The following is a 21,758-nucleotide window of genomic DNA, read 5'->3' on the forward strand; positions in this document are numbered from 1 at the left end:
CATGCGCCAGAAGGAATTGCGCCTTGCCCTCGTCTGCTATGGCGGCGTCAGCCTTGCGGTCTATATGCATGGCATCACAAAGGAAATCTGGCACCTTGCGCGGGCGAGCCGGGCCTTCCACCATTCCGCCGCGCCGCCGCTCGAAGGCGTGGCGGGTGCCTATCACGCCTTCCTTGCCGAAATCGCGCGTGTCGATGGCCTGCGCCTCAGGGTTCTTCCCGATATTCTCACCGGCGCGAGCGCGGGCGGGATCAACGCGGTGTTTCTCGCGCAGGCGATCCATTCGGGGCACAGCCTCGAACCGCTGACCGAATTGTGGCTCGAGAATGCCGATGTCAGTCAGCTCACCGATCCCGATGCCGAACCGATGTGGCGCTATGCCAAGTTCTGGGCGCAGCCGATTGCCGAGTGGTTTCTGCGCCGTCCGGGCAATGCTGTCAGCGAGACGGTCTCACCCGAAACCCGCGCCGAGGTGCGCCACAAGGTCTCACGCTTCGTGCGCGGGCGCTGGTTCAGTCCGCCGTTCTCGGGCGCGCGCTTTTCCGCGATGCTGAGCGAGGCGCTGACCAAGATGGCGGCCGAGGGCGACGGCCTCAGCCTGCTGCCCCCCAACTATCCGATCGACCTCGTCGTGACGGCCACCGATTTTCGCGGCTACCCCCAGACCCTCCGGCTCAATTCTCCCCCGCAGATCGAAGAAATGGAGCACCGATTGCCGATCTGCTTCCGCGCGCGGGTCAATGCCGGTCCGCTGGAACCACTGGCCGATCGGTTCGAGCTGGTGCTGGCCGCGCGCGCCACGGCGAGTTTTCCCGGCGCCTTCCCGCCGCTCAGGATCGCCGAGATCGACGAACTGGCTGCCGCCGAGGGACATCACTGGCAAAGCCGCGGCAGCTTCCTCGGCCGGATCATGCCGGTGCACATGCGCGAAGGAACGATCGACGAAGCGGCCCTGATCGACGGCGCAGTGCTGGTCAATGCACCCTTCGGAGCGGCACTGGCGGCGCTTCACGGCCGCCCTAGCCAGCGCGAGGTTGATCGACGTTTCGTCTATATCGATCCACGTCCGGAGGGCGGCGCGCTGATGCCCGGCTTGCGCCAGCGGCGGATTGGCTTCTTCGGGGCGATCTTCGGCTCGCTCTCGACCATCCCGCGCGAGCAGCCGATCCGCGACGATCTCGAACGCATCGAACAACAGTCCCGCGATGCCGCGCGGCTCAAGCGGATCATCATGGAGCTACAGCCTGACATCGACCGCGCGGTGGAGAAGCTGTTCGGCTTCACTGTCTTTCTCAATCGCCCCACGCCAAAACGGCTTGCTGGCTGGCGGGCCAAGGCGCAGCAGGCCGCCGCCGAGCGGGCGGGCTATGCCTTCGGCGCCTATGCCTTGACCAAGTTCGACGCGATCCTCGATCAGCTCGCCAGACTCACGCTGCGCGCGGCAGGCACACCGCAGGCCGATCACGCGCTGCTCGCGGCGGCGTTCCGCGCAGCCCTCGAGGCGCGCGGCCTCAAGCGGCTGACCGATGATCATGGCGGTGCCAGCGCCGCGGCGATTTCATTCTTCCGCACCCACGATACCGGCTTCCGTATCCGTCGTCTGCAACTGCTGGCGCGCAACGTTTCGCGCGATTGGGAGCTCGATCCGGAGATTCCCGACGCTGCGCTCGATTATGCGCGCGACCGGCTCTATGGCATCTTGGCACTCTATCACCGGGCGGACGAAACCGTGCTTAACAACCCGCAGTTTGCCGCCCTTGCCAAGAATGCCCTGGCGAAGCCGGAGGCGGTGCTCGATTTCCTCGCTGCACAGCGCTTGCTGCCCAGCACCGATCTGGCCGCAGAAGAGCAACTGATCGCTGCGCTCGATGCGATGCCCAAGCGGCTCAAGCGGCGTATGCTGCTGTCCTATCTCGGCTTTCCTTTTTATGACGTGGCAACCTTGCCGCTCACCCGGCGCGAGGGGCTGGATGAATACAACCCGGTGCGGATCGACCGCATTTCGCCCGAAGACGCCCGATCGATCCGCGAAGGCGGCACCGCGGCCACCTTGCGCGGGATCGAATTCTACAATTTCGGCGCCTTCTTTAGCCGCGATTACCGCGAGAACGATTATCTTTGGGGCCGGCTTCACGGGGCCGAGCGGATGATCGATCTCGTCGCCTCGACCGTCGGCGGCAGCATCTCCCAAGCCCGCATCCGCGCGGCAAAACGGGAGGCGTTTTTCGCCATTCTCGAGGAGGAGGAAATCGCCGGGCGCTGCCAGCGCGGCCTGATCGACCAGATCCGCATGGAGGTGACCGAACGGATGGGCTGAGGCTTGCCTAACCCCGATGTTCGCACGGCGCGCGTCACGACCCTGCTCGGTGATATGTGGCGCGGGCGCGCATGGAAGGTCGCCCGCCGCGGACAGGCCCCGCCCCAAAGGCGGTTCAATTCGTCACTCCGAAGAACAGCAAAAGACGGTCGAAACGCGCCGGCATGGCGGATGATGCGATCCCACTTGCCGGGCAGGATGGCATCCCTTCAAGCCGCGGCCGCGGCCAGCGCATTGATGTCGGCACGGCCCGATGCGGCGAGCTTGGCCAGGTCCTGCGGCAAAGCTTCCAGCCCGGTGCGGCGGTGGGGCGCCGGCTTCTTGCCGCGATCACCCCTGCGCGCCGGGTGACAGGCTCCCCGCAGAATGCCGCGCTGCGGGCCACGCGCGACGCCGAGCGGCCGCGAGACCATGGCTTCGATCGCGCTGGTATCGAGCCGCGTCGATGCGTTGGGGTCGGAAAAATTGCCGTGCCGGAGCGCCGGATCATGGTTCAGCGCCAGCGCAGCGCGCCGCCCACGGATCTTTCAGGAAATCGTCGATGAGCAGGAGCGCGGGGAGCAGACCCCTCAGCTCCCGAACACGTCTTTCAGCTTGTCGAAGAAGCCGCGGCTTTCAGGGCACTCTTCGCCGGTTTCGGTGGCGCGGAACTCCTCAAGGATTTCCCTTTGGCGGCGCGAGAGCCTGGTCGGGGTCTCGACCGCAATCTCGACCACAAGATCGCCGCGCCCGCGCCCCTGCAACACCGGCATCCCGCCGCCGCGCACCCGCAACTGCTTGCCCGACTGGATGCCTGCGGGAATCTCGAGCCGGTTGGTTGAACCGTCGAGATCGGGAATCTCGACACAGCCGCCCAGCGCCGCGGTGGTGAAGCTCACCGGCACACGGGTTAGCAAGGTGGTACCATCGCGCTCGAACACGGGGTGCTGCTGGACGTGAAGGAAGATGTAGAGATCGCCCGGAGGCGCGCCGCGCTGGCCGGCCTCGCCCTTGCCGGCAAGACGGATGCGGGTTCCGGTATCGACCCCGGCGGGGATTTCGACCTTCACCGTCCGCACGCGATCAACCCGGCCTTCACCCCGGCACCCACGGCAGGGGTTCTCGATCACTGTGCCACGCCCGTTGCACGTCGGGCAGGGACGCTCGATCACGAACAGGCCCTGCTTGGCGCGCACCGAGCCTAGGCCGTGGCACATGTTGCACTGGCGTTCGGAGGTGCCAGGCGTGGCCCCGGTGCCGTTGCAGGCATCACACTCGGTGCTGACTTCGATCTCGATCTCGGTCGACTTGCCGTGGAATGCTTCTTCGAGCGTGACCTGCAAATCATAGCGCAGGTCTGCGCCGCGGCGGTTCTGCTGGCGTTGCCCGCCGCCGCCAAAGGCGCTGCCGAAGATCGTCTCGAAAATATCGCCGATATCGGCAAAGTCGCCGCGACCGCCGCCAAAGCCGCCGCCGAAGGGGCCACCGCCCCCTGCGCCGTTCATGCCTTGGGTGAAGGCCTGATGGCCGTAACGATCATAGGCCGCACGCTTCTGCGGGTCCTTGAGGCATTCATAGGCCTCGTTGATCGCCTTGAACTTGGCTTCGCATTCGCTGTCCCCCGGATTGCGATCGGGGTGATACTTCATCGCGAGCTTGCGAAAGGCGCTCTTGATCGTCGCGCCATCGGCATCGCGGGCGACTCCGAGCGTCTGGTAATAATCGAGCTGGGCGCTGGACATGATCGTGACCTAATCCCCGTGGCCGGTCGCCGCCGATGTGTCGGAAAGGGGAACCGGCCACATCGGCGACGTTCAGGATGGCATCGGGGCCTTAGACCTTCTTGTCGTCGTCGACCTCGGAGAACTCGGCATCGACGACTTCCTCGTCGGCGGCCGCCTGTCCGGCAGTCTCGGCGGCAGCCTCGGGACCTGCGGCCTGCTGGCTTTCGTAGATCTGCTGGCCCATCTTCATCGCCGCCTCGGTGAGCGCCTGCGCCTTGGCATTGATATCGTCGGCATTGTCGCCCTCGAGCGCGGTCTTGGTCGCCGCGATGGCGGCCTCGACAGCCGATTTGGTGGCAGCGTCGATCTTGTCACCGTGTTCGGCAAGCTGCTTTTCTGTCGCATGGACGAGGCTATCGGCCTGGTTGCGCGCTTCCGCGACGGCCTTGCGCTTCTTGTCCTCTTCGGCAAACCTTTCGGCGTCCTTGATCATCTGCTCGATGTCGGCATCCGAAAGACCGCCCGAGGCCTGGATCTTGATCGTCTGCTCCTTGCCCGTGCCCTTGTCCTTGGCCGAGACCGAGACGATGCCGTTGGCGTCGATGTCGAAGGTCACCTCGATCTGGGGTACGCCGCGCGGCGCCGGGGGAATCCCGATCAGATCGAACGTGCCGAGCAGCTTGTTGTCCGCCGCCATCTCGCGCTCGCCCTGATAGACCTTGATCGTCACCGCGTTCTGATTGTCTTCGGCGGTCGAATAGACCTGGGTCTTCTTGGTCGGGATGGTGGTGTTGCGGTCGATCATGCGGGTGAACACGCCGCCCAGCGTCTCGATGCCGAGCGAAAGCGGGGTCACATCGAGCAGCAGCACGTCCTTGACGTCGCCCTGCAGCACGCCCGCCTGAATCGCGGCGCCCATGGCAACCACTTCATCCGGATTGACGCCGGTGTGCGGCTTGGCCCCGAAGAAGGCTTCGACGACTTCGCGCACCTTGGGCATCCGGGTCATACCGCCAACAAGGATCACCTCGTCGACCTGATCCTTGGTGATTCCGGCGTCGGCCAGCGCCTTCTTGCACGGTTCGAGCGTACGCTGAATGAGGCCGTCGACCATCCTTTCCAGATCGGCGCGGGTGATCGTTTCCACGAGGTGCAGCGGGGTGGTGGTCCCGCCTTCCATGCGGGCGGTGATGAAGGGCAGATTGATTTCGGTCGTGGCCGCGCTCGACAGCTCGATCTTGGCCTTTTCGGCGGCTTCCTTGAGCCGCTGGAGCGCGAGCTTGTCGCTCCTCAGGTCCATACCTTCCTTCTTCTTGAAGGAATCGGCGAGATATTCGACGATCGCATTGTCGAAATCTTCACCGCCAAGGAAGGTGTCGCCGTTGGTCGACTTTACTTCGAACACACCATCGCCGATCTCGAGGATCGAAATGTCGAAGGTGCCCCCGCCAAGGTCATAGACGGCGATGGTCTTGCCGTCTTCCTTGTCCAACCCGTAGGCGAGCGCCGCCGCGGTCGGCTCGTTGATGATGCGCAGCACTTCAAGGCCGGCAATCTGGCCGGCGTCCTTGGTCGCCTGACGCTGGGCGTCGTTGAAATAGGCTGGGACGGTGATCACCGCCTGCGTCACTGGCTCGCCGAGATAGCTTTCCGCCGTCTCCTTCATCTTCTGCAGAATGAAGGCAGAAATCTGCGAGGGGCTGTAATCCTGACCGCCGGCATGGACCCAAGCGTCGCCGTTCTTGCCCTTGACGATCTTGTAGGGCACCAGCTCCATGTCCTTCTTGGTCAGCGGATCATCGAACCGGCGACCAATCAGACGCTTGATCGCAAACAGGGTGTTGTCCGGATTGGTGACGGCCTGCCGCTTGGCAGGCTGGCCGATCAGGCGCTCACCATCCTTGGCGAAGGCGACGATCGACGGCGTCGTGCGCGCGCCTTCCGAATTCTCGATCACCTTGGGCTTGCCGCCGTCCATCACGGCAACGCAGGAATTGGTGGTGCCGAGGTCGATACCGATTACTTTACCCATTTTTTACCCCATCCATCTGGAAGTTCGTTGGACACCGCACCCCGCGCTTCCCACAAGGCGGCAAAGCACTTTGGCGGCTCGTTTGGTTGAGCGCGATATAGGTGCGGTTTTGCTTGGCACAAGACTTGGAAGCGCCTAGTTTTCGGCCATTCCAAGAGGGAGCGAGACGACGTGACAATTATTGACGGATTGGGTCTGAAGCTGCGGAAGAGCGTGTTGGCGGCAGGTGTGGCAGCGGCGATGCTGGGCCTTGCCGCCTGCGGCGGCGAGGCCGAGGCACCCGCCATCGAGGCTGCACCAGGGCAGGTGCCCGGCATGACCATCAGCAACGCCCGCCTCGTGCTTGCCCCAGTCGCAGGCAATCCGGCGGCGATCTATTTCGATCTCGACTATCAAGGTGATCGCGGTCTCACCATCCGCAAGGCCGATGTCGAGGGCGCCGGCATGACGATGATGCACGAATATGGCGAGTGGGATAACAAAGTGCAGATGATGGAGGCCCTCCCGGTCTCGCTGACCAAGGGCTCAAAGGTCGAATTCAAGCCCGGCGGTCTGCATGTGATGGTGATGGAACCGCCCGCCACCTGGAAGCCGGGCGACAAGGTCAAGGTCACGCTCACCTTGTCAGGCGGCACCACTCAGGTTTTCGATGCCGAAGTGCGCGCCGCGGGTGAAGAACGCTGATCGACCGGCTCAACGGTGACGAGCTGGCTGCAGTGCGCCCGGACGCGCCGCCGCTGGCTTGCCCGGCCGGCGGCATCCGCCCGCTCACCCAAGGCGAGATTGCGCTCGCCCGCAGCATCTTTGGAGAGGCGATCGACTATGCGCGCGTGACGGTGCGTCGCCGCAAGTTCTTCCCGCTGCATCCCCGCGACGTAACGATGGCCCCCATGGGCCACCTGCACTTCCATCCGCTGGCCGCGCATTACTGCGACGACTTCGCCGCTGCCCCGCTCGCCTTGCAGGGCCACTTCATCCACGAGATGGTGCATGTGTGGCAAGCCCAGACGCGCGGACGCTGGCACCTTGTCCTGCGCCGCCACCCATGGTGCCGCTATCACTATGCGCTCAAGCCCGGCCTTCGGCTCGAAGGCTACGGCATCGAGCAACAGGCCGAAATCGTGCGCCACGCATTTCTCTTGCGCAACGGCATGCCGGTGGCGGGGGCCCCGCCACTGGCCAGTTACGAAACATTGTTGGCCTTCGCTAGTTAGTCCGGCTTCTTTGCCACTGCCACCATCGCCGCGCGCAACAGACGATCCTTGATCATCCAGCCAGACTGCAATTCCTGCACGATGGTGCCTGGCTCGACCTCATTGCTCGGCACTTCGAGCATCGCCTGGTGCTGGTTGGGATCGAGCGGCAGGCCCATCGCGGCGATGCGGGTGATGCCGTGGCTGGCGAACACCTTTTCCAGCTCGCGCTGGGTGGCTTCAAGGCCGGTCACGAGGCCCTTCAGGCTGTCATCGGTGCGCAGACTTTCGGGGATCGCCTGCACCGCGCGGGCGAGGTTGTCTGCCACGCTCAGGATGTCGCGCGCAAAGCCGGTCGCGGCATAGGCGCGTGCCTCGTCCTTCTCGCGCTCAAGGCGGCGACGCACGTTCTGCGTTTCGGCCTGCGCGTAGAGGATCTCCTGCTTGGCCGCTTCGAGATCGCGCTGTAGCGCGGCGAGTGTCTCCCCAAGAGCATCCTCGCTGCTCTCGTCCCCGCCATTATCGGGGGACTCCTCGGTCACATCCTGCAATTGGTCTTCAGCCGCTTGATCCTGCGGCTTGTCGTTGTCGATCATGTCCTGTGGCTTCCATTCAAGCAATGAGCTTGCCCAGCGAACGGGCGGTCAGATCCACCATGGGGACAACCCGCGCGTAATTCAACCGCGTAGGGCCAATCACACCCACAACGCCGACCACCCGCCCCTCGCGATTGCGATAGGGCGAAGCGATGACGCTGGAACCCGAGAGTGCGAACAGGCGGTTCTCGCTGCCGATGAAGATCCTGGTCGCCTCGGCCTCGCGCGCCGAATCGAGCAATTGCGCGATCGACTGCTTGTTCTCGAGGTCTTCGAGCAGCATCCGCACCCGCTCGATATCGCCCATCGCCGCCTCATCGAGCAGGTTCGCCGCACCGCGCACGATCAGAACGGGGCGCGCGGCAGCATCCTGGCTCCACACCGCGAGCCCGCGCTCGACCAGATCGCGCGAGGCATCGTCGAGCTGGGACTGGCCGCTCGCAATCTCTGCCCGCACCGCCTGCGCCGCCTCGGCGAGCGTGCGACCGGCAAGCCGGGCGGTGATGTAGTTCGACGCCCGGTCGAGCGCGCCGGGGCTGAGCGCGCCGTCGATCGTCAGCACGCGGTTTTCCACCCCGCCATCCTCGCCCACCAGCACCGCGAGTGCCCGACCCTGACCGAGATCGACGAGGCTGAACTGCGCAAGGCGTTGTTCGCGCGGTGCGACCAGCACCATCCCGGCCGCGCCAGAAAGATCGGACAGGATCGCCGAGGCCTGCTTGATCGCCGCCTCGACCGGGCCAGCCTCGGCCAACCGCGCCTCGATCGTCGCCTGTTCCTGCGCGGTCGGCTCGGACACGCGCATGATCCCATCGACGAAGATCCTGAGGCCGGCATCGGTCGGCATCCGCCCCGCGCTGGTATGCGGCGCGGCGAGCAGGCCCGCCATCTCAAGGTCCGCCAAAACCGAGCGGATCGACGCAGGCGAGAGGTTAAGCGTGCCATCGGCCGCCAGTGTCTTTGACCCGACCGGCTGGCCACTCTCGATATATTCCTCGACCACCCGCCGAAAGATCTCGCGCGCACGCGCCGACAGTTCGGTAACGGGAAGCGATGTCATGGAAGCAATCTTAGTCTTTGCGCTTGCCGCGGCAAGTGCCGGGCGACTAATGGCCGGTCTTGCCCCAAACGGAGTTCCCCATGCGCCCTTCAGGACGCGCGCCCGATGAAATGCGCGCCATCACCATCGAAACCGGTTTCACCAAACACGCGGAAGGCTCCTGCCTGATCGGCTTCGGCGATACCAAGGTGCTGTGCACCGCAAGCGTCGAGAAGGGCGTGCCGGCGTGGCTGCGCGGCAAGGGCGAAGGCTGGGTGACGGGCGAATATTCGATGCTCCCGCGCGCCACCCATACCCGCGGGCAGCGCGAAGCGGCCAAGGGCAGACAATCTGGTAGAACACAAGAAATACAGCGGCTTATTGGACGCTCTTTACGCGCCGTGGTGGATTTGCAGAAGCTTGGAGAGCGGCAGATCACCCTCGATTGCGACGTGATCCAGGCCGATGGCGGCACCCGCACCGCTGCGATTTCCGGCGCGTGGATCGCGCTGCGCTTGGCAGTCAACAGGCTGATGGCCGCAGGCGACATCAAGCATGATCCGATCCAGGCCCAGGTCGCCGGCATTTCCTGCGGCATCTACAAGGGCGTGCCGGTGCTCGATCTCGATTATGACGAGGACTCGAACGCCGAGGCGGATGGCAATTTCGTTCTGCTCTCGGGCGGCAAGATCGCCGAGGTGCAGGCCACTGCCGAGGGCGCGACCTATGACGAGGAAAGCCTGCTGCGCCTCCTGCGCCTCGCCCGGATCGGTGCGGAGCGCATCTTCGCGGCGCAAGCGGACGCGGTGCGATGACCCGCCGTCTTGGCTCGGGCGCGCTGGTCATCGCCACGCATAATCCGGGCAAGCTCAAGGAGATTGCCGCGCTGCTTGAACCCTATGGGGTGAAATGCATCTCGGCCGGATCGCTCGGCCTGCCCGAACCGGCCGAGACCGGAACCACCTTCGCCCAGAACGCGCTGCTCAAGGCGCGGGCCGCGGCCGAGGCCTCAGGGTTGGCGGCGCTGGCTGACGACAGCGGTCTCAGCGTTGCCGCGCTCGATGGTCGTCCCGGCGTCTACACCGCCGACTGGGCCGAGCGGCAGTGGTTCGAGGGCCCTCCGGGCCGCGACTGGTACATGGCAATGGGCAAGGTCGAGGGGATGCTGGCGGAGAAAGGCGCAAACGTCGACCGTGCAGCGGCATTCCACTGCGTGCTGGCGCTGGCATGGCCGGACGGCGAACATGCGATCTACGAGGGACGCTGTGACGGTTCGCTGACCTGGCCGCCGCGCGGAACGATGGGCTTTGGCTATGATCCGGTGTTCGTCCCCGTCGGCAGCACACTCACCTTCGCCGAGATTTCACCCGAGCAAAAGCACGCCATCAGCCACCGCGCCGATGCCTTCGCCAGGCTCGTCGCCGAGCAGTTCGGCTAGGCAGGCCTAGCGCTGCAAGGCATGCTCGCGCGGGTCGATGCGCTGCCCCCAGACATTGCCCGCTGGCCAATAGCGGCACACCAGCACCTCATCGCTGGCGGAATGCGCCACCGCACAGCCGACCTCGCGGGTTTGGGGCCAGATGATCTGGGTGTAATGCGCCACATCGCTCCAGCGCCCCGTACGCGAGACATCGGGGAAGTTGCCCGGACGGAAATGGCGCTTCTCCGCAAGGAAAAAACCGACCTTTTGCGAAGCGGACCAAAGGCCCTTCGGCCCGCGCCACAGGTTCTCGCCCTGCCCGCGCCGCTGATCGGGCGAGGCGTGTTCGTAGAGATCGTTGCGTGCCAGATGCCGCGCCCAGCCCGCCGCATCGCGCGCCAGAGCCTCGCTCCATGCGAGCCGCGGCAGGCCGAGATCCTCGCGTGCGAGGTTGTGCGCATCGAGCCACTCTTGCGGATGAGGAGGCTGTTCGCCCGAGGCTTGCGGCAGCGCTGGCGCGGCTGCCATAAGCAGGGCAAGGCAGACAAAACGGGCGATGATGCTCACCGGGGGGAAGATTCCTTTCGGAGGCAGACTATCCCGGTCAACGGTTAAGCGAGGCTGAAGATTACACCTGTGGCACGCGCGCTCTACATCCACTGGCCCTTCTGCGCGAAGAAATGCCCCTATTGCGATTTCAATTCGCACGTGCGCGCGCGTGTGGATAGCGCCACGTGGGAGCGCGCGCTGATCGCCGATATGCGTGCTGAGGCGGCGCTTGCCGCGGGCGAAACGCTGACTTCGATCTTTTTTGGCGGCGGCACGCCCTCGCTGATGCCACCCGAACTGGTCGCCGCGCTGCTGGTCGAGGCCGAGCGACTATGGGGATTCGATTCCGCGATCGAGATCACGCTGGAAGCCAACCCCTCCTCGGTCGAGGCAGCGAACTTCGCGGCATTGGCGGGCGCGGGGGTGAACCGCGTGTCGCTCGGGGTGCAGTCGCTGGACGATGCGGAGCTGCGCTTCCTCGGGCGGCTGCACGGGGCGGACGAGGCGCTGGCGGCGCTGGCGACTGCGCAGGCGCATTTCGCGCGCGTCAGTTTCGATATGATCTACGCCCTGCCCGGCCACACGCCCGCGCTGTGGGAGCGGCGCCTTGCCCGCGCGCTCGGGTACGGCACCGGGCATTTGTCGCTCTATCAGCTCACCATCGAGCCGGGCACGCGCTTTGCCAGCGATGTCCGGCATGGACGGCTGGTGCCACTCGATGACGACGCGGCTGCCCAACTTTTCAGCATCACCCAGTGCCTCACCGAGGCGGCCGGAATGCCTGCCTACGAAACGAGCAACCACGCCCGCGCGGGCGAGCAGAGCCGTCACAATCTCGCCTATTGGCGCTATCAGGACTACGCCGGAATCGGCCCCGGCGCGCATGGCCGGCGCGGCGGCGTGGCGACGGTGCGGCACAGGAAGCCGGAGAATTTCCTCGCCGCCGTGGCGCGGCAGGGACACGGGATTGCCGAAGCCCGCCTGCTCGCCCCTGCCGATCAGGCCGCCGAGGCACTGCTGATGGGATTGCGGCTGACCGAAGGCATTGATCTCGCGCCGCTTTCAGCCCGCTTTGGCCTGCCGGTTCAAGGACTGGTGGATGAAGCCGCGCTTGCCCGGCTTGCCGCGCTCGGACTGATGTGGCGCGAGGGCACGCGGATCGGCGTTGCGCCGCAAGGGCGCGGGCTGCTCGATGCGCTGCTCGCCGAAGTCGTCGCCGATACGCTGGTGGCGGCATGAGTGCGGCCGACCTGATCGCCAGCTGGCAGGCGCATCTCGCCGACAACCGTCGCCGCTCGCCCCACACCGTGCGCGCCTATGTTGCCGCCGCGCAAAGGCTGGTCGCGGCAAACGGGTTGGCCGACTGGCAGTCCGTCGCTCGCAACGAGGCCCATCATCTGCGCGGCCATCTTGCTGCGCGCCGCGCTGAAGGATTGGGCAACGCCAGTGCCGCGCGCGAACTTTCGGCGCTCAAGGCCTTCATCGCCTTTGCGCGCGCGCAGGCGGGTGATCCCGATCCTGCCGCCCCTCGCCTGCGCGGTCCGCGCTTGAAGAAGGGCCTGCCCCGCCCCGTCACTCCGGACGAGGCGGTCAACCTCACCGAACTGGCGAGCGAACTTGCCCGCGAGGACTGGATCGGCGCGCGCGATCGGGCGGTGCTGCTGCTGATGTACGGCTCGGGCCTGCGGATCGCCGAGGCGCTCTCGCTCACGGGTCGTGAAGCGGAGCTAGGCGAAGTGTTGCAGGTGGCCGGCAAGGGCGGCAAGCAGCGCATCGTACCGGTGCTGCCGATTACCCGCGCTGCCGTGGCCGACTATGCGCGCCTGTGCCCCTGGCCGCTGACACCCGCCGAGCCGCTGTTCCGCGGAGCAAAGGGCGGGCCGCTGGCGCAGGGCATGGTGCAAAAGGCGATGGCGCAGGCCCGCCGCGCGCTCGACCTGCCCGACACCGCGACACCTCACGCCCTCAGGCATTCCTTCGCCACCCATCTGCTGAGCGCGGGGGCTGACCTCAGAAGCCTGCAGGAACTGCTCGGCCACGCTTCCTTGGGTTCAACCCAGATCTACACCCGCGTCGATGCGGCAAGCCTGTTGGAGAACTACCGCAAGGCCCACCCGCGCGGTTAGGCCGCGCGCTATTCCTTATCCTCGAAGGCGGCAACCGGCTTCCACGTGACGAAGCGGTAGATGTAGATTGCCACGCCTGCGAGCACGAGCGCGATGATGACATAGCCTGCAAGCCTCTCGTAACGCGCGATCAACCCCGCAAGCGCCTGCCCGCCGAGGATCAGCAGCCCGTTCCAGATCAGCGAGCCAAGAAAGGTGAACAGGCTGAAGCGCCACACGCTCATCCGCGCAAGTCCGGCCGGCAGCGAGACGATGGTGCGCAGCAACGGCGAGAAGCGCAGCAGGAATACGATCCAGTCGCCATATTTGCGGAAGATGTCGCGCGCCTTGGTGAACTCGTCCCACTCGAAGGTCAGAATCCGGCCCCAGCGGTCGATCACCTTCTTGAGCGTCTCCTCGCTCCAGCGACTGCCCAGCCAGTACCAGAACAGGTTGCCGACCAGCGTGCCCGCCGTGGCGATCAGCCAGAGCGCGATCCCGTTCATCTTGCCCTGCGCGACAAGCACCCCCGCCGCGCCGAGGATCACCTCGGAGGGCACCGGGGGAAACACGTTTTCCAGGATCATCAGCACGAAAATGCCGAAGTAGCCGCCCTTGTCGAGCAGGGTGAGCAGGAGTTCGGTCATCGGGCCTTTCCGTCACTTGTGCGTTGCAGCCGCGCGGCGCTCGGCCAGACGGCGCTCGATCGCATCCCAGATCATCCCCGCCGTATCAGTGCTGTTGAAGCGGTCAATCGCGACGATGCCGGTGGGCGAGGTGACGTTGATCTCGGTCAGCCACTGCCCGCCGATCACGTCGATGCCGACGAAGGTGAGGCCGAGGCGCCTGAGGTCCGGCCCAAGCGCGTCGCAGATTTCCCGTTCGCGCGCGGTCAACTCGGTCGGCTGGGCCGAACCGCCCATCGCGAGGTTGGAACGGAACTCGCCCTCGCCCGGAATGCGATTGATCGCACCGGCCACCTCGCCATCGACCAGCACGATGCGCTTGTCGCCCTTGGCCACCTCGGGAAGGAAAGGCTGGACCATGTGCGGCTCGGGCCAGGTCTGGTTGAACACTTCGAACAGTGCGGTGAGGTTCTCGCCGTTCTCCGGCACGCGGAAAATCGCCTTGCCGCCGTTGCCGTGGATCGGCTTGACCACGATCGCGCCGTGCTTTGCCATGAAGCGACGCACTTCCTCGACCGAGCGCGTTACCAGCGTCGGCGGCATGAAGCGGCGATAGTTCAGCACCATCACCTTTTCGGGGGAATTGCGGACATTGGCCGGATCGTTGACCACCAGCGTGTGCGGCGCGATCCGTTCCAGCAGGTGCGTTGCGGTGATGTAGCCCATGTGGAACGGCGGGTCCTGCCGCATCAGCACCACATCGACATCGGCCCCGAGATCGAGCCGCACCCGTTCACCGCGGGTGAAGTGATCGCCCTCAATGCGCCGTACCGTCACCGGGAAGGCATGGGCGAAAAGACGATCATCCTCATCGAGCGTCAGGCTTTCGACGTGATATTCATAAAGGGTGTAGCCGCGTGCCTGCGCCGCCAGCATCAGCGCGAAGGAGCTGTCGCCGGCGATGTTGATACGGTCGATGGGGTCCATCTGGACGGCAATGCGCAAGGTCATTGATTGGGCTCCGAAAGGGTCAGCCGAAAGGCATCCAGGCATTTTCGATGTGGGTCGGCTTGCAGCCCGGCGCAAGCAGGATGACGTCGATCCGGATATCCTCGCCGCCTGTCGCATAGTCCTGCCACAGCAGCTCGACCGCGGCGGCCACCCGGGAAAGCCGCCGTTCGTCGATGGCATCGGCAAGGCTGGCCGCGCGAGCGCGCCATTTGACCTCGACGAAGGCGATCAGACCAGGGCGTTTGGCAATGAGGTCGATCTCGCCCGCCTTGGTCTTGACCCTTTCGGCGATGATCCGCCAGCCCTGCTGCGCGAGCCACATCGCCGCCTCGGCCTCGCCCGTCCGGCCACGCCGCTCGGCCTCCTGGCGCTGCTCGGAGGTGCGCGGCACGCTCATGCCCCTTTCAGTTCCAGCGCGCGGGCGTAGAGCTTAGCGCGGTCAATCCCGGTGGCCTTGGCGACGATCCCCGCCGCCTTGCCCGGGCCGCCTTCGGCCAGTGCTTCGCGCAGCAATGCATCGGCGTCCTGCACCGGCGCTTCGTCTGCACCGGGCGGGCCGATCAGCAGCACGATCTCACCCTTGGGCGGATGCGCCGCGTAGTGTTCTTCAAGGCTCGCCGCAGTGCCGGTGCGGCATTCCTCGTGCAGCTTGGTAAGCTCGCGTGCGACCGCCACCTCGCGTGTCGGCCAAAGCTCCGCGATCGCGCGCAGCGACCTTTCGAGCCGGGGCGCGGCTTCATAGAACACCAGCGTCGCCGCGACTGGCGCGAGCGCCTCGAGCGTCTCGGTGCGCGCCTTGTCCTTGACCGGCAGGAAGCCGGCAAACAGGAAGCGATCGGACGGCAGGCCCGCCATCGCCAGCGCCGAGACCGCGGCGCAGGGGCCGGGAATGCTGGTGACCGTCACCCCTGCCGCACGCGCCTCGCGCACCAGACGATAGCCGGGATCGGAGATCAGCGGGGTGCCCGCGTCGCTCACCAGCGCGACCGGTGCCTGCCTCGCCGCGTCGATGATCCGCGCGCGGACTTCGGGCGAGGCATGATCATCGAGCCGCTGAAGCCGTGCCTTTATCCCCAGATGCTTCAACAGCTTGCCTGTCACCCGCGTGTCTTCGCAGGCCACGAGCGTGGCGCCTTGCAGCACCGCGATCGCGCGCAGGGTGATGTCGCCAAGATTGCCAATCGGGGTCGCCACGATATACAGCCCGGGCAAGGGAGTCCCGGCAGGGATGAATGGACGCGTGCTCGTCATGACGGGCGCAGCATTGAAGCACCAGCGAGGGGTCGGCAAGGATGAACCACAGCAAAGTGCCGAATTGGGCAGGATGGCTTGCGACTTTCGCGGGGCTGCTGAACCGGCGCATCGTCGTGATGACCGGGGCGGCACTGCTGACGGCGGCCTGCGCGGTCGTGCCCAAGAGCAACGCGCCCGCAACCACCACGCCAGCCCCGCCTGCCCCCGAACCATCGGCCACCGCGCTGCCGACCGACAGCGGCCGGCATCGCATCGCGCTCTTGGTGCCTTTGAGCGGCGAGACCGGCGCGGTCGGTCAAGCGATTGCCAATGCCACCACCATGGCGCTGCTCGATACCAATGCCGACAATCTGCGCATCACCACCTATGACACAACGGCCGGGATTGCCGCGGCCGCGCGGCAGGCGATCGCCGATGGCAACAAGCTGATCCTCGGCCCGCTTATGGCCGACGCCGTGCCCCAAGTGCATTCCGTCGCCCGGGCCGCGGGGGTGCCGGTGATCGCCTTTTCCAACGATACCAGCGTCGCCTCGGCCGATGTTTTCGTGATGGGCCACAATCCCGAACAGGCGATCCGCCGCTCGGTCGCATTTGCTCGCGCGCGCGGCACGAACCGATTTGCCGCGCTGCTGCCCGAGGGTGACTACGGCACCCGCGCGGCCTCGGCGCTCAGCAATGCCCTGCGCGATTTCGGCGGCGTGCTGGCGCGCAAGGAAAGCTATGCCCGCGGTAACACCTCGATCCTCAGCGCCGCCCAACGCCTGCGCGCCGCGGGAGGTTATGACGCGGTGCTGATTGCGGATTCCGCCCGGCTGGGGATCGAGGCCGCAGACGAATTGCAGCGCGGTTCCGGCCCGCGCACCCGCATCATCGGCACCGAATTGTGGAGCGGGGAGACCGTGATCGCCCGCGCTGCTTCAATGGAAGGCGCAATCTTCTCCGCCGTCTCTGACCAGCGCTACCGGCGCTTTGCCGAAAGCTACGAAGCTCGCTTCGGCAGCAAGCCCTACCGGATCGCAACACTCGGTTATGATGCCGTGCTGCTGACCTTGCGGATCGCGCGCGATTGGAGGGTTGGCACGCCCTTTCCCAAGGGCGAACTTTACGACCGTGGCGGCTTCCTGGGGGTGGATGGCCCGTTCCGCTTCGCCCGCAACGGAATTGTCGAGCGTGCGCTCGAAGTGCGCGAAGTGCGCCGGGGCGAAGTGACGGTGGTCGATCCGCCACCTACCAGCTTCGGCAAGCAATAGCAGGCGATGCGGTCGCAGGCAGGCTTGCGCAAAACCCTCCTGCCCCGCTTGTGACCGGCCAGCGGGCCGGCCTATATCCGGGCCATGTCCGAAATCACGCCTGACGATCTCTTCGCCAATACCCCTGCATCGAGCGGCGATTACAACGCCAGCGCCATCGAGGTGCTCGAAGGGCTGGAGCCGGTGCGCCGCCGGCCAGGCATGTATATCGGCGGAACCGACGACCGCGCGCTTCACCACCTCGCCGCCGAAGTGCTCGACAATGCCATGGACGAGGCGGTGGCCGGCCATGCAACCCGGATCGAGATGCGGCTTGAGGAAGGCAACCGCCTCTCGATCGCTGACAACGGGCGCGGCATTCCGGTTGACGAGCACCCCAAGTTCCCCGGAAAGTCAACGCTCGAGGTGATCCTTTCGACACTCCATTCGGGCGGCAAGTTCTCTGGCAAGGCCTATGCCACCAGCGGTGGCCTGCACGGTGTCGGGGTCAGCGTGGTCAATGCCCTGTCCTCGCACACCCGCGTCGAAGTGGCGCGTGACAGGCAGCTCTACGCACAGGAATTCGCGCGCGGACTCGCCCAAGGCCCGCTGCAGATTCTCGGCGCGGCGCCCAACCGGCGCGGCACCACCGTCATTTTCACCCCTGACACCGAAATCTTCGGAGATCGGCAGTTCAACCCCAAGCGCCTGTTCAAGCTCGCCCGCTCCAAGGCCTATCTCTTCGCCGGGGTCGAGATCCGCTGGAAATGCGCGGCCAGTCTCGCCAGCGAGGATGTGCCGGCCGAGGCAACCTTCCGGTTCCCCGGCGGCCTTGCCGATCATCTTGCCGAACAGGTGGGCAGCCGCGAATGCGTGACGGCCCAGCCCTTCACCGGGCGACAGGATTTCCCTGACGAACAGGGCCGGGTCGAATGGGCGATCGCCTGGCCGCTCTATTCCGACGGGGCGACCAGCTGGTATTGCAACACCGTCCCCACGCCCGATGGCGGCACGCACGAACAGGGGTTGCGCATGGCGCTGACCCGCGGCCTGCGTGCCTTCGGCGAACTGGTCGGCGCGAAGAAGGCCAAGGACATCACCGCCGACGACGTGATGACCGGCGCGGAGGTTATGCTCTCGGTCTTCATCCGCGATCCGCAGTTCCAGTCGCAGACCAAGGATCGCCTCACCTCGCCCGAAGCCGCGCGGCTCGTCGAGAATGCGGTGCGCGACCATTTCGACCACTTCCTCGCCGATAATATGGAGCGCGGGCGCGCACTGCTGGGCGAAGTGATGGAGCGCATGGACGAGCGCCTCAGGCGCAAGGCCGAGCGCGAGATCAAGCGCAAGAGCGCCACCAACGCCAAGAAGCTGCGCCTGCCGGGCAAGCTCACCGATTGCAGCGGCGAAGGCGGGCGCGAAACCGAACTGTTCATCGTCGAGGGCGACAGCGCCGGTGGCAGCGCCAAGCAGGCGCGTGATCGCAAGAGCCAGGCCATCCTCCCGATCCGCGGCAAGATCCTCAACGTTGCCAGCGCCACCAACGACAAGATCCGCGCCAACAGCGAGATTGCCGATCTCGTGCTCGCGCTGGGCTGCGGCACGCGCAAGGACTGCAATGCCGATAATCTGCGTTACGACCGCATCATCATCATGACCGACGCCGACGTCGACGGGGCGCATATCGCCACGCTGCTGATGACCTTCTTCTTCCAGGAAATGCCCGAGATCGTGCGGCGCGGCCACCTGTTCCTCGCCCAGCCCCCACTTTACCGGCTGACTGCGGGCAAGGAGAGCCGCTACGCCCGCGATGATGCCCACCGGGCGGAGCTGGAAGCCACCGTGTTCAAGGGCAAAAAGGTCGAAGTCGCACGCTTCAAGGGCCTGGGCGAGATGAACCCGCAGCAATTGCGCGAAACCACCATGGCGCCCGAAACCCGCAGCCTGATCCGTATCACCTTGCCGGCCGAATATGAACAGCGCGCCAGCGTTGCGCGGCTGGTGGACGAGCTGATGGGACGCAACCCCGAACACCGTTTCAACTTCATCCAGAACCACGCCGGCGATGTCGACCGCGATCTGATCGATGCCTGAGCGGCGCTCGCAGGCGCGCGGCGAGAGAATCGCGCCCGCGCTGTAAGAACCCCGCGCCGGCAGCGACTAAAGGGGCATGACCGGCGCAACCGAACATGTCTGACGCCAGGCAGGCGCGCAATTCGCGCCCGCTCTTGCGCGCCTTGCCCTTTCGGTCGAGCGTAACGCCGACAAGGCGCGGCTCAAGGCGCTGGCACCGGACGGCCAAAAATCCTAGACTTCAGCTCAGACAAAAGGAGCAATGCCGATGATCCGCCGTCTTTTTCTTGGCATCGCGCTGGTGGCGGGCATCGTTGCCGGCGTCCCGCTCGCCGCGCAGGACCCCGTCCCCGCGCTCGCTGACGCGCCGACCCCGCTGGAGGAGCGCAGCCTCCAGGTCATCATGCTGCTCAATGGCGAGGCGGCGCCCGAAGATGTATTCAGCCGCGAATTCCAGGCCGCGATCCCCGCCGCCCAGATCAAGGCGCTTTCCGCGAGCCTTGTCGCGCAGTTCGGCGCGGCGGTGGCGGTCGATCTCCTCAGCCCGCGTGACGGCACTCGTGCGGTGCTCCATATCCGCTTCGAACGCGGGCTGGCCAAGGGCAGCATCGCCATCGACCCTGCCGAGGAGGGCCGCGTGAGCGAACTGCTGTTCACCTCGGTCGATTCGCTCGCGGTTGCGGGCGACACGCATGAAAGGATCGCCGCCGATCTGGCCGCCCTGCCCGGCACCGTCAACGCATGGTTCGCCCCGCTGGATGGGGGCGCGCCGGTGATCAGCATCGACGCAGACAAGCCGCTCGCGTTAGGATCGACCTTCAAGCTCTACGTGCTCGCTACCCTGGCCGAAGACGTGAAGGCCAAGCGGCGCAATTGGTCTGATGTCGTGCTGCTCAGCGAGAAAAGCTATCCCAGCGGGCGCTTGCAGGACTGGCCCAAGGGCGCGCCGGTAACGCTGCACACGCTGGCGAGCCTGATGATCTCGATCAGCGACAACACCGCCACCGACCAGCTGATCACGGTGCTGGGCCGCGAGCGCATTCTCAAGCTGATGAAGGACAGCGGCCACGCCAATCCGGGCGCAAACGATCCCTTCCTCACCACGCGCGAACTGTTCGTGCTCAAGACCTGGGACCGCAAGGCGCTCGATGATTGGCGCAAAGGGCCGTCCACCGAAAACGGAGCACTCGAAGCTTTGCTGTCGAGCGACAACCCCTCGCTCGACGAGGTCAATGCCGCCTTTGCGCAAGGCCCCAAGGCGATCGACATCGAATGGTTCGCCTCGCCCGCCGATCTGGCGAAGCTGTTCGCCCATATGCGCATGACCGCCGATCCCGAGGCATTCGCGATCATGGCGATCAACCCCTCGGCCACGCCCGCAATCACGGACGCATGGCGCTATATCGGTTTCAAGGGGGGAAGCGAGCCGGGGGTGATGAACCTCACCTGGCTGCTCACCGACAAGGCCGGGCGCGACTGGGTGCTGACGCTCGGATGGAACAACCCGGCGGCTGCGCTCGACCAAGGCAAGCTGGAAGGGATAGCCCAGCGCATCCTGTTGCTGCCTCGCTGATTTGCCAGCCTGCTTCCCCCTTGCGCCGCGTCAAGCGCGCCCCTATCGCTGGCAGCGAAATTCAGTCTCACAGGAAAACTCATGACCGATCAGCCGCAGCGTTTTGAAGGCACCAAGTCCTATATCGCGACCGAAGATCTGAAGGTCGCGGTCAATGCCGCCGTGACACTGCGCCGCCCGCTCCTCGTCAAGGGGGAGCCGGGCACCGGCAAGACCGTGCTGGCGCATGAGATCGCCAAGGCGCTGGACGCCCCGCTGATCGAATGGAACATCAAGTCGACCACCAAGGCGCAGCAGGGGCTTTACGAATACGACGCCGTGGCGCGGCTGCGCGACGGCCAGCTCGGTGACGAGCGGGTTCATGACATTCGCAACTACATCAAGAAGGGCAAGCTGTGGGAGGCCTTCACCTCGCCCAAGCTTCCCGTGCTGCTGATCGACGAGATCGACAAGGCCGATATCGAGTTCCCGAACGACCTGCTTCAGGAACTCGACCGGATGAGCTTCGACGTCTATGAGACGCAGGAGCGGATCGAGGCCAAGGAGCGCCCGATCGTGGTCATCACCTCGAACAACGAGAAAGAACTGCCCGACGCCTTCCTGCGCCGCTGCTTCTTCCACTACATCAAGTTCCCCGACCGCGAGACGATGCAGAAAATCATCGATGTCCACTTCCCCGGCATCCAGAAGACGCTGGTGAAGAAGGCGATGGATATCTTTTATGACCTGCGCGAAGTGCCGGGCCTGAAGAAGAAGCCCTCCACCAGCGAATTGCTGGACTGGCTCAAGCTGCTGCTCAACGAGGACATGCCGCTCGAAGTGCTGCAAGACAAGAACCCGGCGAGCGCGATCCCGCCGCTCCACGGCGCGCTGCTCAAGAACGAGCAGGACATCATGCTGTTCGAACGCCTTGCCTTCATGGCCCGGCGCAACCCGAGCTGAGGGCGGCTTCGCGCAGGCCCCGCCACGGGCGCGGTGCGGTCATTGCCGCCTCATTGTGCGATGATTGTATGATCAATGGCGGGTCTTGCGGTGTTC

Annotated in this window: 21 protein-coding genes; 12 read left to right on the plus strand and 9 right to left on the minus strand. The window is 65.5% G+C overall.

Going from position 1 to position 21,758, the window contains the following annotated elements; all coding sequences use genetic code 11:
* The first annotated feature begins 1 nt into the window (after position 1).
* Together BZF61_RS08045 and BZF61_RS15570 are read left to right on the plus strand one after the other, a co-directional pair.
* Positions 2 to 2,317: a patatin-like protein gene (locus tag BZF61_RS08045; RefSeq protein ID WP_086618615.1), complete on the plus strand. Its 2,316-nt coding sequence runs from the start codon at positions 2 to 4 to the stop codon at positions 2,315 to 2,317.
* A gap of 164 nt (positions 2,318 to 2,481) precedes the next feature.
* Positions 2,482 to 2,862 carry a hypothetical protein gene (locus tag BZF61_RS15570; RefSeq protein WP_143736963.1) on the plus strand — a complete coding sequence of 127 codons (381 nt, stop codon included), beginning with the start codon at positions 2,482 to 2,484 and terminating at the stop codon, positions 2,860 to 2,862.
* Positions 2,863 to 2,886: 24 nt separating this feature from the next.
* On the opposite strand, the gene dnaJ is transcribed toward BZF61_RS15570, so the two are convergent.
* Entirely contained in the window at positions 2,887 to 4,038 is a 1,152-nt protein-coding gene (gene dnaJ / locus BZF61_RS08055; protein ID WP_086618356.1) for a molecular chaperone DnaJ, read from the minus strand.
* Positions 4,039 to 4,129: 91 nt separating this feature from the next.
* Complete coding sequence (gene dnaK / locus BZF61_RS08060) at positions 4,130 to 6,052, minus strand: molecular chaperone DnaK (RefSeq protein ID WP_086618357.1); 1,923 nt, start codon at positions 6,050 to 6,052, stop codon at positions 4,130 to 4,132.
* A 171-nt stretch (positions 6,053 to 6,223) separates the two neighbouring features.
* On the opposite strand from dnaK, the gene BZF61_RS08065 reads away from it, so the two are divergent.
* On the plus strand, positions 6,224 to 6,736 hold the full coding sequence (locus tag BZF61_RS08065; RefSeq protein WP_245804550.1) for a copper chaperone PCu(A)C: 513 nt from the start codon (positions 6,224 to 6,226) through the stop codon (positions 6,734 to 6,736).
* Between the two features lie 32 nt (positions 6,737 to 6,768).
* Positions 6,769 to 7,266, plus strand: coding sequence for a vgr related protein (locus BZF61_RS08070; RefSeq protein ID WP_245804551.1), 498 nt, complete (start codon positions 6,769 to 6,771; stop codon positions 7,264 to 7,266).
* Here BZF61_RS08070 and grpE read toward each other — a convergent pair.
* Together grpE and hrcA are read right to left on the minus strand one after the other, a co-directional pair.
* Positions 7,263 to 7,841 carry a nucleotide exchange factor GrpE gene (grpE, locus tag BZF61_RS08075; RefSeq protein ID WP_086618359.1) on the minus strand — a complete coding sequence of 193 codons (579 nt, stop codon included), beginning with the start codon at positions 7,839 to 7,841 and terminating at the stop codon, positions 7,263 to 7,265. The genes BZF61_RS08070 and grpE overlap by 4 nt on opposite strands.
* 16 nt (positions 7,842 to 7,857) lie before the next feature.
* Positions 7,858 to 8,901 carry a heat-inducible transcriptional repressor HrcA gene (gene hrcA, locus BZF61_RS08080; RefSeq protein WP_086618360.1) on the minus strand — a complete coding sequence of 348 codons (1,044 nt, stop codon included), beginning with the start codon at positions 8,899 to 8,901 and terminating at the stop codon, positions 7,858 to 7,860.
* An 80-nt stretch (positions 8,902 to 8,981) separates the two neighbouring features.
* Between hrcA and rph the strand changes: the two genes are divergently transcribed.
* Entirely contained in the window at positions 8,982 to 9,695 is a 714-nt protein-coding gene (gene rph, locus BZF61_RS08085) for a ribonuclease PH (RefSeq protein WP_086618362.1), read from the plus strand.
* Positions 9,692 to 10,318, plus strand: coding sequence for an RdgB/HAM1 family non-canonical purine NTP pyrophosphatase (rdgB, locus tag BZF61_RS08090; protein WP_086618363.1), 627 nt, complete (start codon positions 9,692 to 9,694; stop codon positions 10,316 to 10,318). Before rph ends, rdgB begins: the two co-directional genes overlap by 4 nt.
* Positions 10,319 to 10,324: 6 nt before the next feature.
* Here rdgB and BZF61_RS08095 read toward each other — a convergent pair whose 3' ends face one another.
* Positions 10,325 to 10,867 (minus strand): CAP domain-containing protein, encoded by a 543-nt coding sequence (locus BZF61_RS08095; RefSeq protein ID WP_086618365.1) that lies wholly within the window; start codon positions 10,865 to 10,867, stop codon positions 10,325 to 10,327.
* A gap of 69 nt (positions 10,868 to 10,936) precedes the next feature.
* Between BZF61_RS08095 and hemW the strand changes: the two genes are divergently transcribed.
* Together hemW and BZF61_RS08105 are read left to right on the plus strand one after the other, a co-directional pair.
* Positions 10,937 to 12,088, plus strand: coding sequence for a radical SAM family heme chaperone HemW (gene hemW / locus BZF61_RS08100; RefSeq protein WP_211276742.1), 1,152 nt, complete (start codon positions 10,937 to 10,939; stop codon positions 12,086 to 12,088).
* A complete protein-coding gene (locus tag BZF61_RS08105; protein ID WP_086618368.1) occupies positions 12,085 to 12,975 on the plus strand; it encodes a tyrosine recombinase XerC in 891 nt (296 codons plus the stop codon). Before hemW ends, BZF61_RS08105 begins: the two co-directional genes overlap by 4 nt.
* An 8-nt stretch (positions 12,976 to 12,983) precedes the next feature.
* On the opposite strand, the gene BZF61_RS08110 is transcribed toward BZF61_RS08105, so the two are convergent.
* Genes BZF61_RS08110 through rsmI form a run of 4 tightly spaced genes read right to left on the minus strand, consistent with a single transcriptional unit; the run spans position 12,984 to position 15,842 of the window.
* A complete protein-coding gene (locus BZF61_RS08110) occupies positions 12,984 to 13,601 on the minus strand; it encodes a DedA family protein (protein ID WP_086618370.1) in 618 nt (205 codons plus the stop codon).
* A 12-nt stretch (positions 13,602 to 13,613) separates the two neighbouring features.
* On the minus strand, positions 13,614 to 14,591 hold the full coding sequence (gene gshB, locus BZF61_RS08115; RefSeq protein ID WP_086618372.1) for a glutathione synthase: 978 nt from the start codon (positions 14,589 to 14,591) through the stop codon (positions 13,614 to 13,616).
* 19 nt (positions 14,592 to 14,610) lie between these two features.
* Positions 14,611 to 14,988 (minus strand): YraN family protein, encoded by a 378-nt coding sequence (locus BZF61_RS08120; RefSeq protein WP_086618373.1) that lies wholly within the window; start codon positions 14,986 to 14,988, stop codon positions 14,611 to 14,613.
* Entirely contained in the window at positions 14,985 to 15,842 is an 858-nt protein-coding gene (rsmI, locus tag BZF61_RS08125) for a 16S rRNA (cytidine(1402)-2'-O)-methyltransferase (protein ID WP_086618375.1), read from the minus strand. Before rsmI ends, BZF61_RS08120 begins: the two co-directional genes overlap by 4 nt.
* A gap of 41 nt (positions 15,843 to 15,883) precedes the next feature.
* Here rsmI and BZF61_RS08130 point away from each other — a divergent pair, with 41 nt between their 5' ends.
* From BZF61_RS08130 to BZF61_RS08145, 4 genes are all read left to right on the plus strand, one after another.
* Positions 15,884 to 17,095 (plus strand): penicillin-binding protein activator, encoded by a 1,212-nt coding sequence (locus BZF61_RS08130; protein WP_086618376.1) that lies wholly within the window; start codon positions 15,884 to 15,886, stop codon positions 17,093 to 17,095.
* An 84-nt stretch (positions 17,096 to 17,179) separates the two neighbouring features.
* The gene (gene parE, locus BZF61_RS08135; protein WP_086618378.1) at positions 17,180 to 19,168 is read left to right on the plus strand and encodes a DNA topoisomerase IV subunit B; all 1,989 of its coding nucleotides are present in this window, start codon (positions 17,180 to 17,182) and stop codon (positions 19,166 to 19,168) included.
* A 247-nt stretch (positions 19,169 to 19,415) separates the two neighbouring features.
* Entirely contained in the window at positions 19,416 to 20,720 is a 1,305-nt protein-coding gene (locus BZF61_RS08140; RefSeq protein ID WP_158094075.1) for a serine hydrolase, read from the plus strand.
* Between the two features lie 81 nt (positions 20,721 to 20,801).
* Positions 20,802 to 21,662: an AAA family ATPase gene (locus BZF61_RS08145; protein WP_086618381.1), complete on the plus strand. Its 861-nt coding sequence runs from the start codon at positions 20,802 to 20,804 to the stop codon at positions 21,660 to 21,662.
* Positions 21,663 to 21,758 lie beyond the last annotated feature (96 nt).

The organism is Erythrobacter tepidarius (assembly GCF_002155695.1).
Lineage (GTDB): Bacteria > Pseudomonadota > Alphaproteobacteria > Sphingomonadales > Sphingomonadaceae > Erythrobacter > Erythrobacter tepidarius.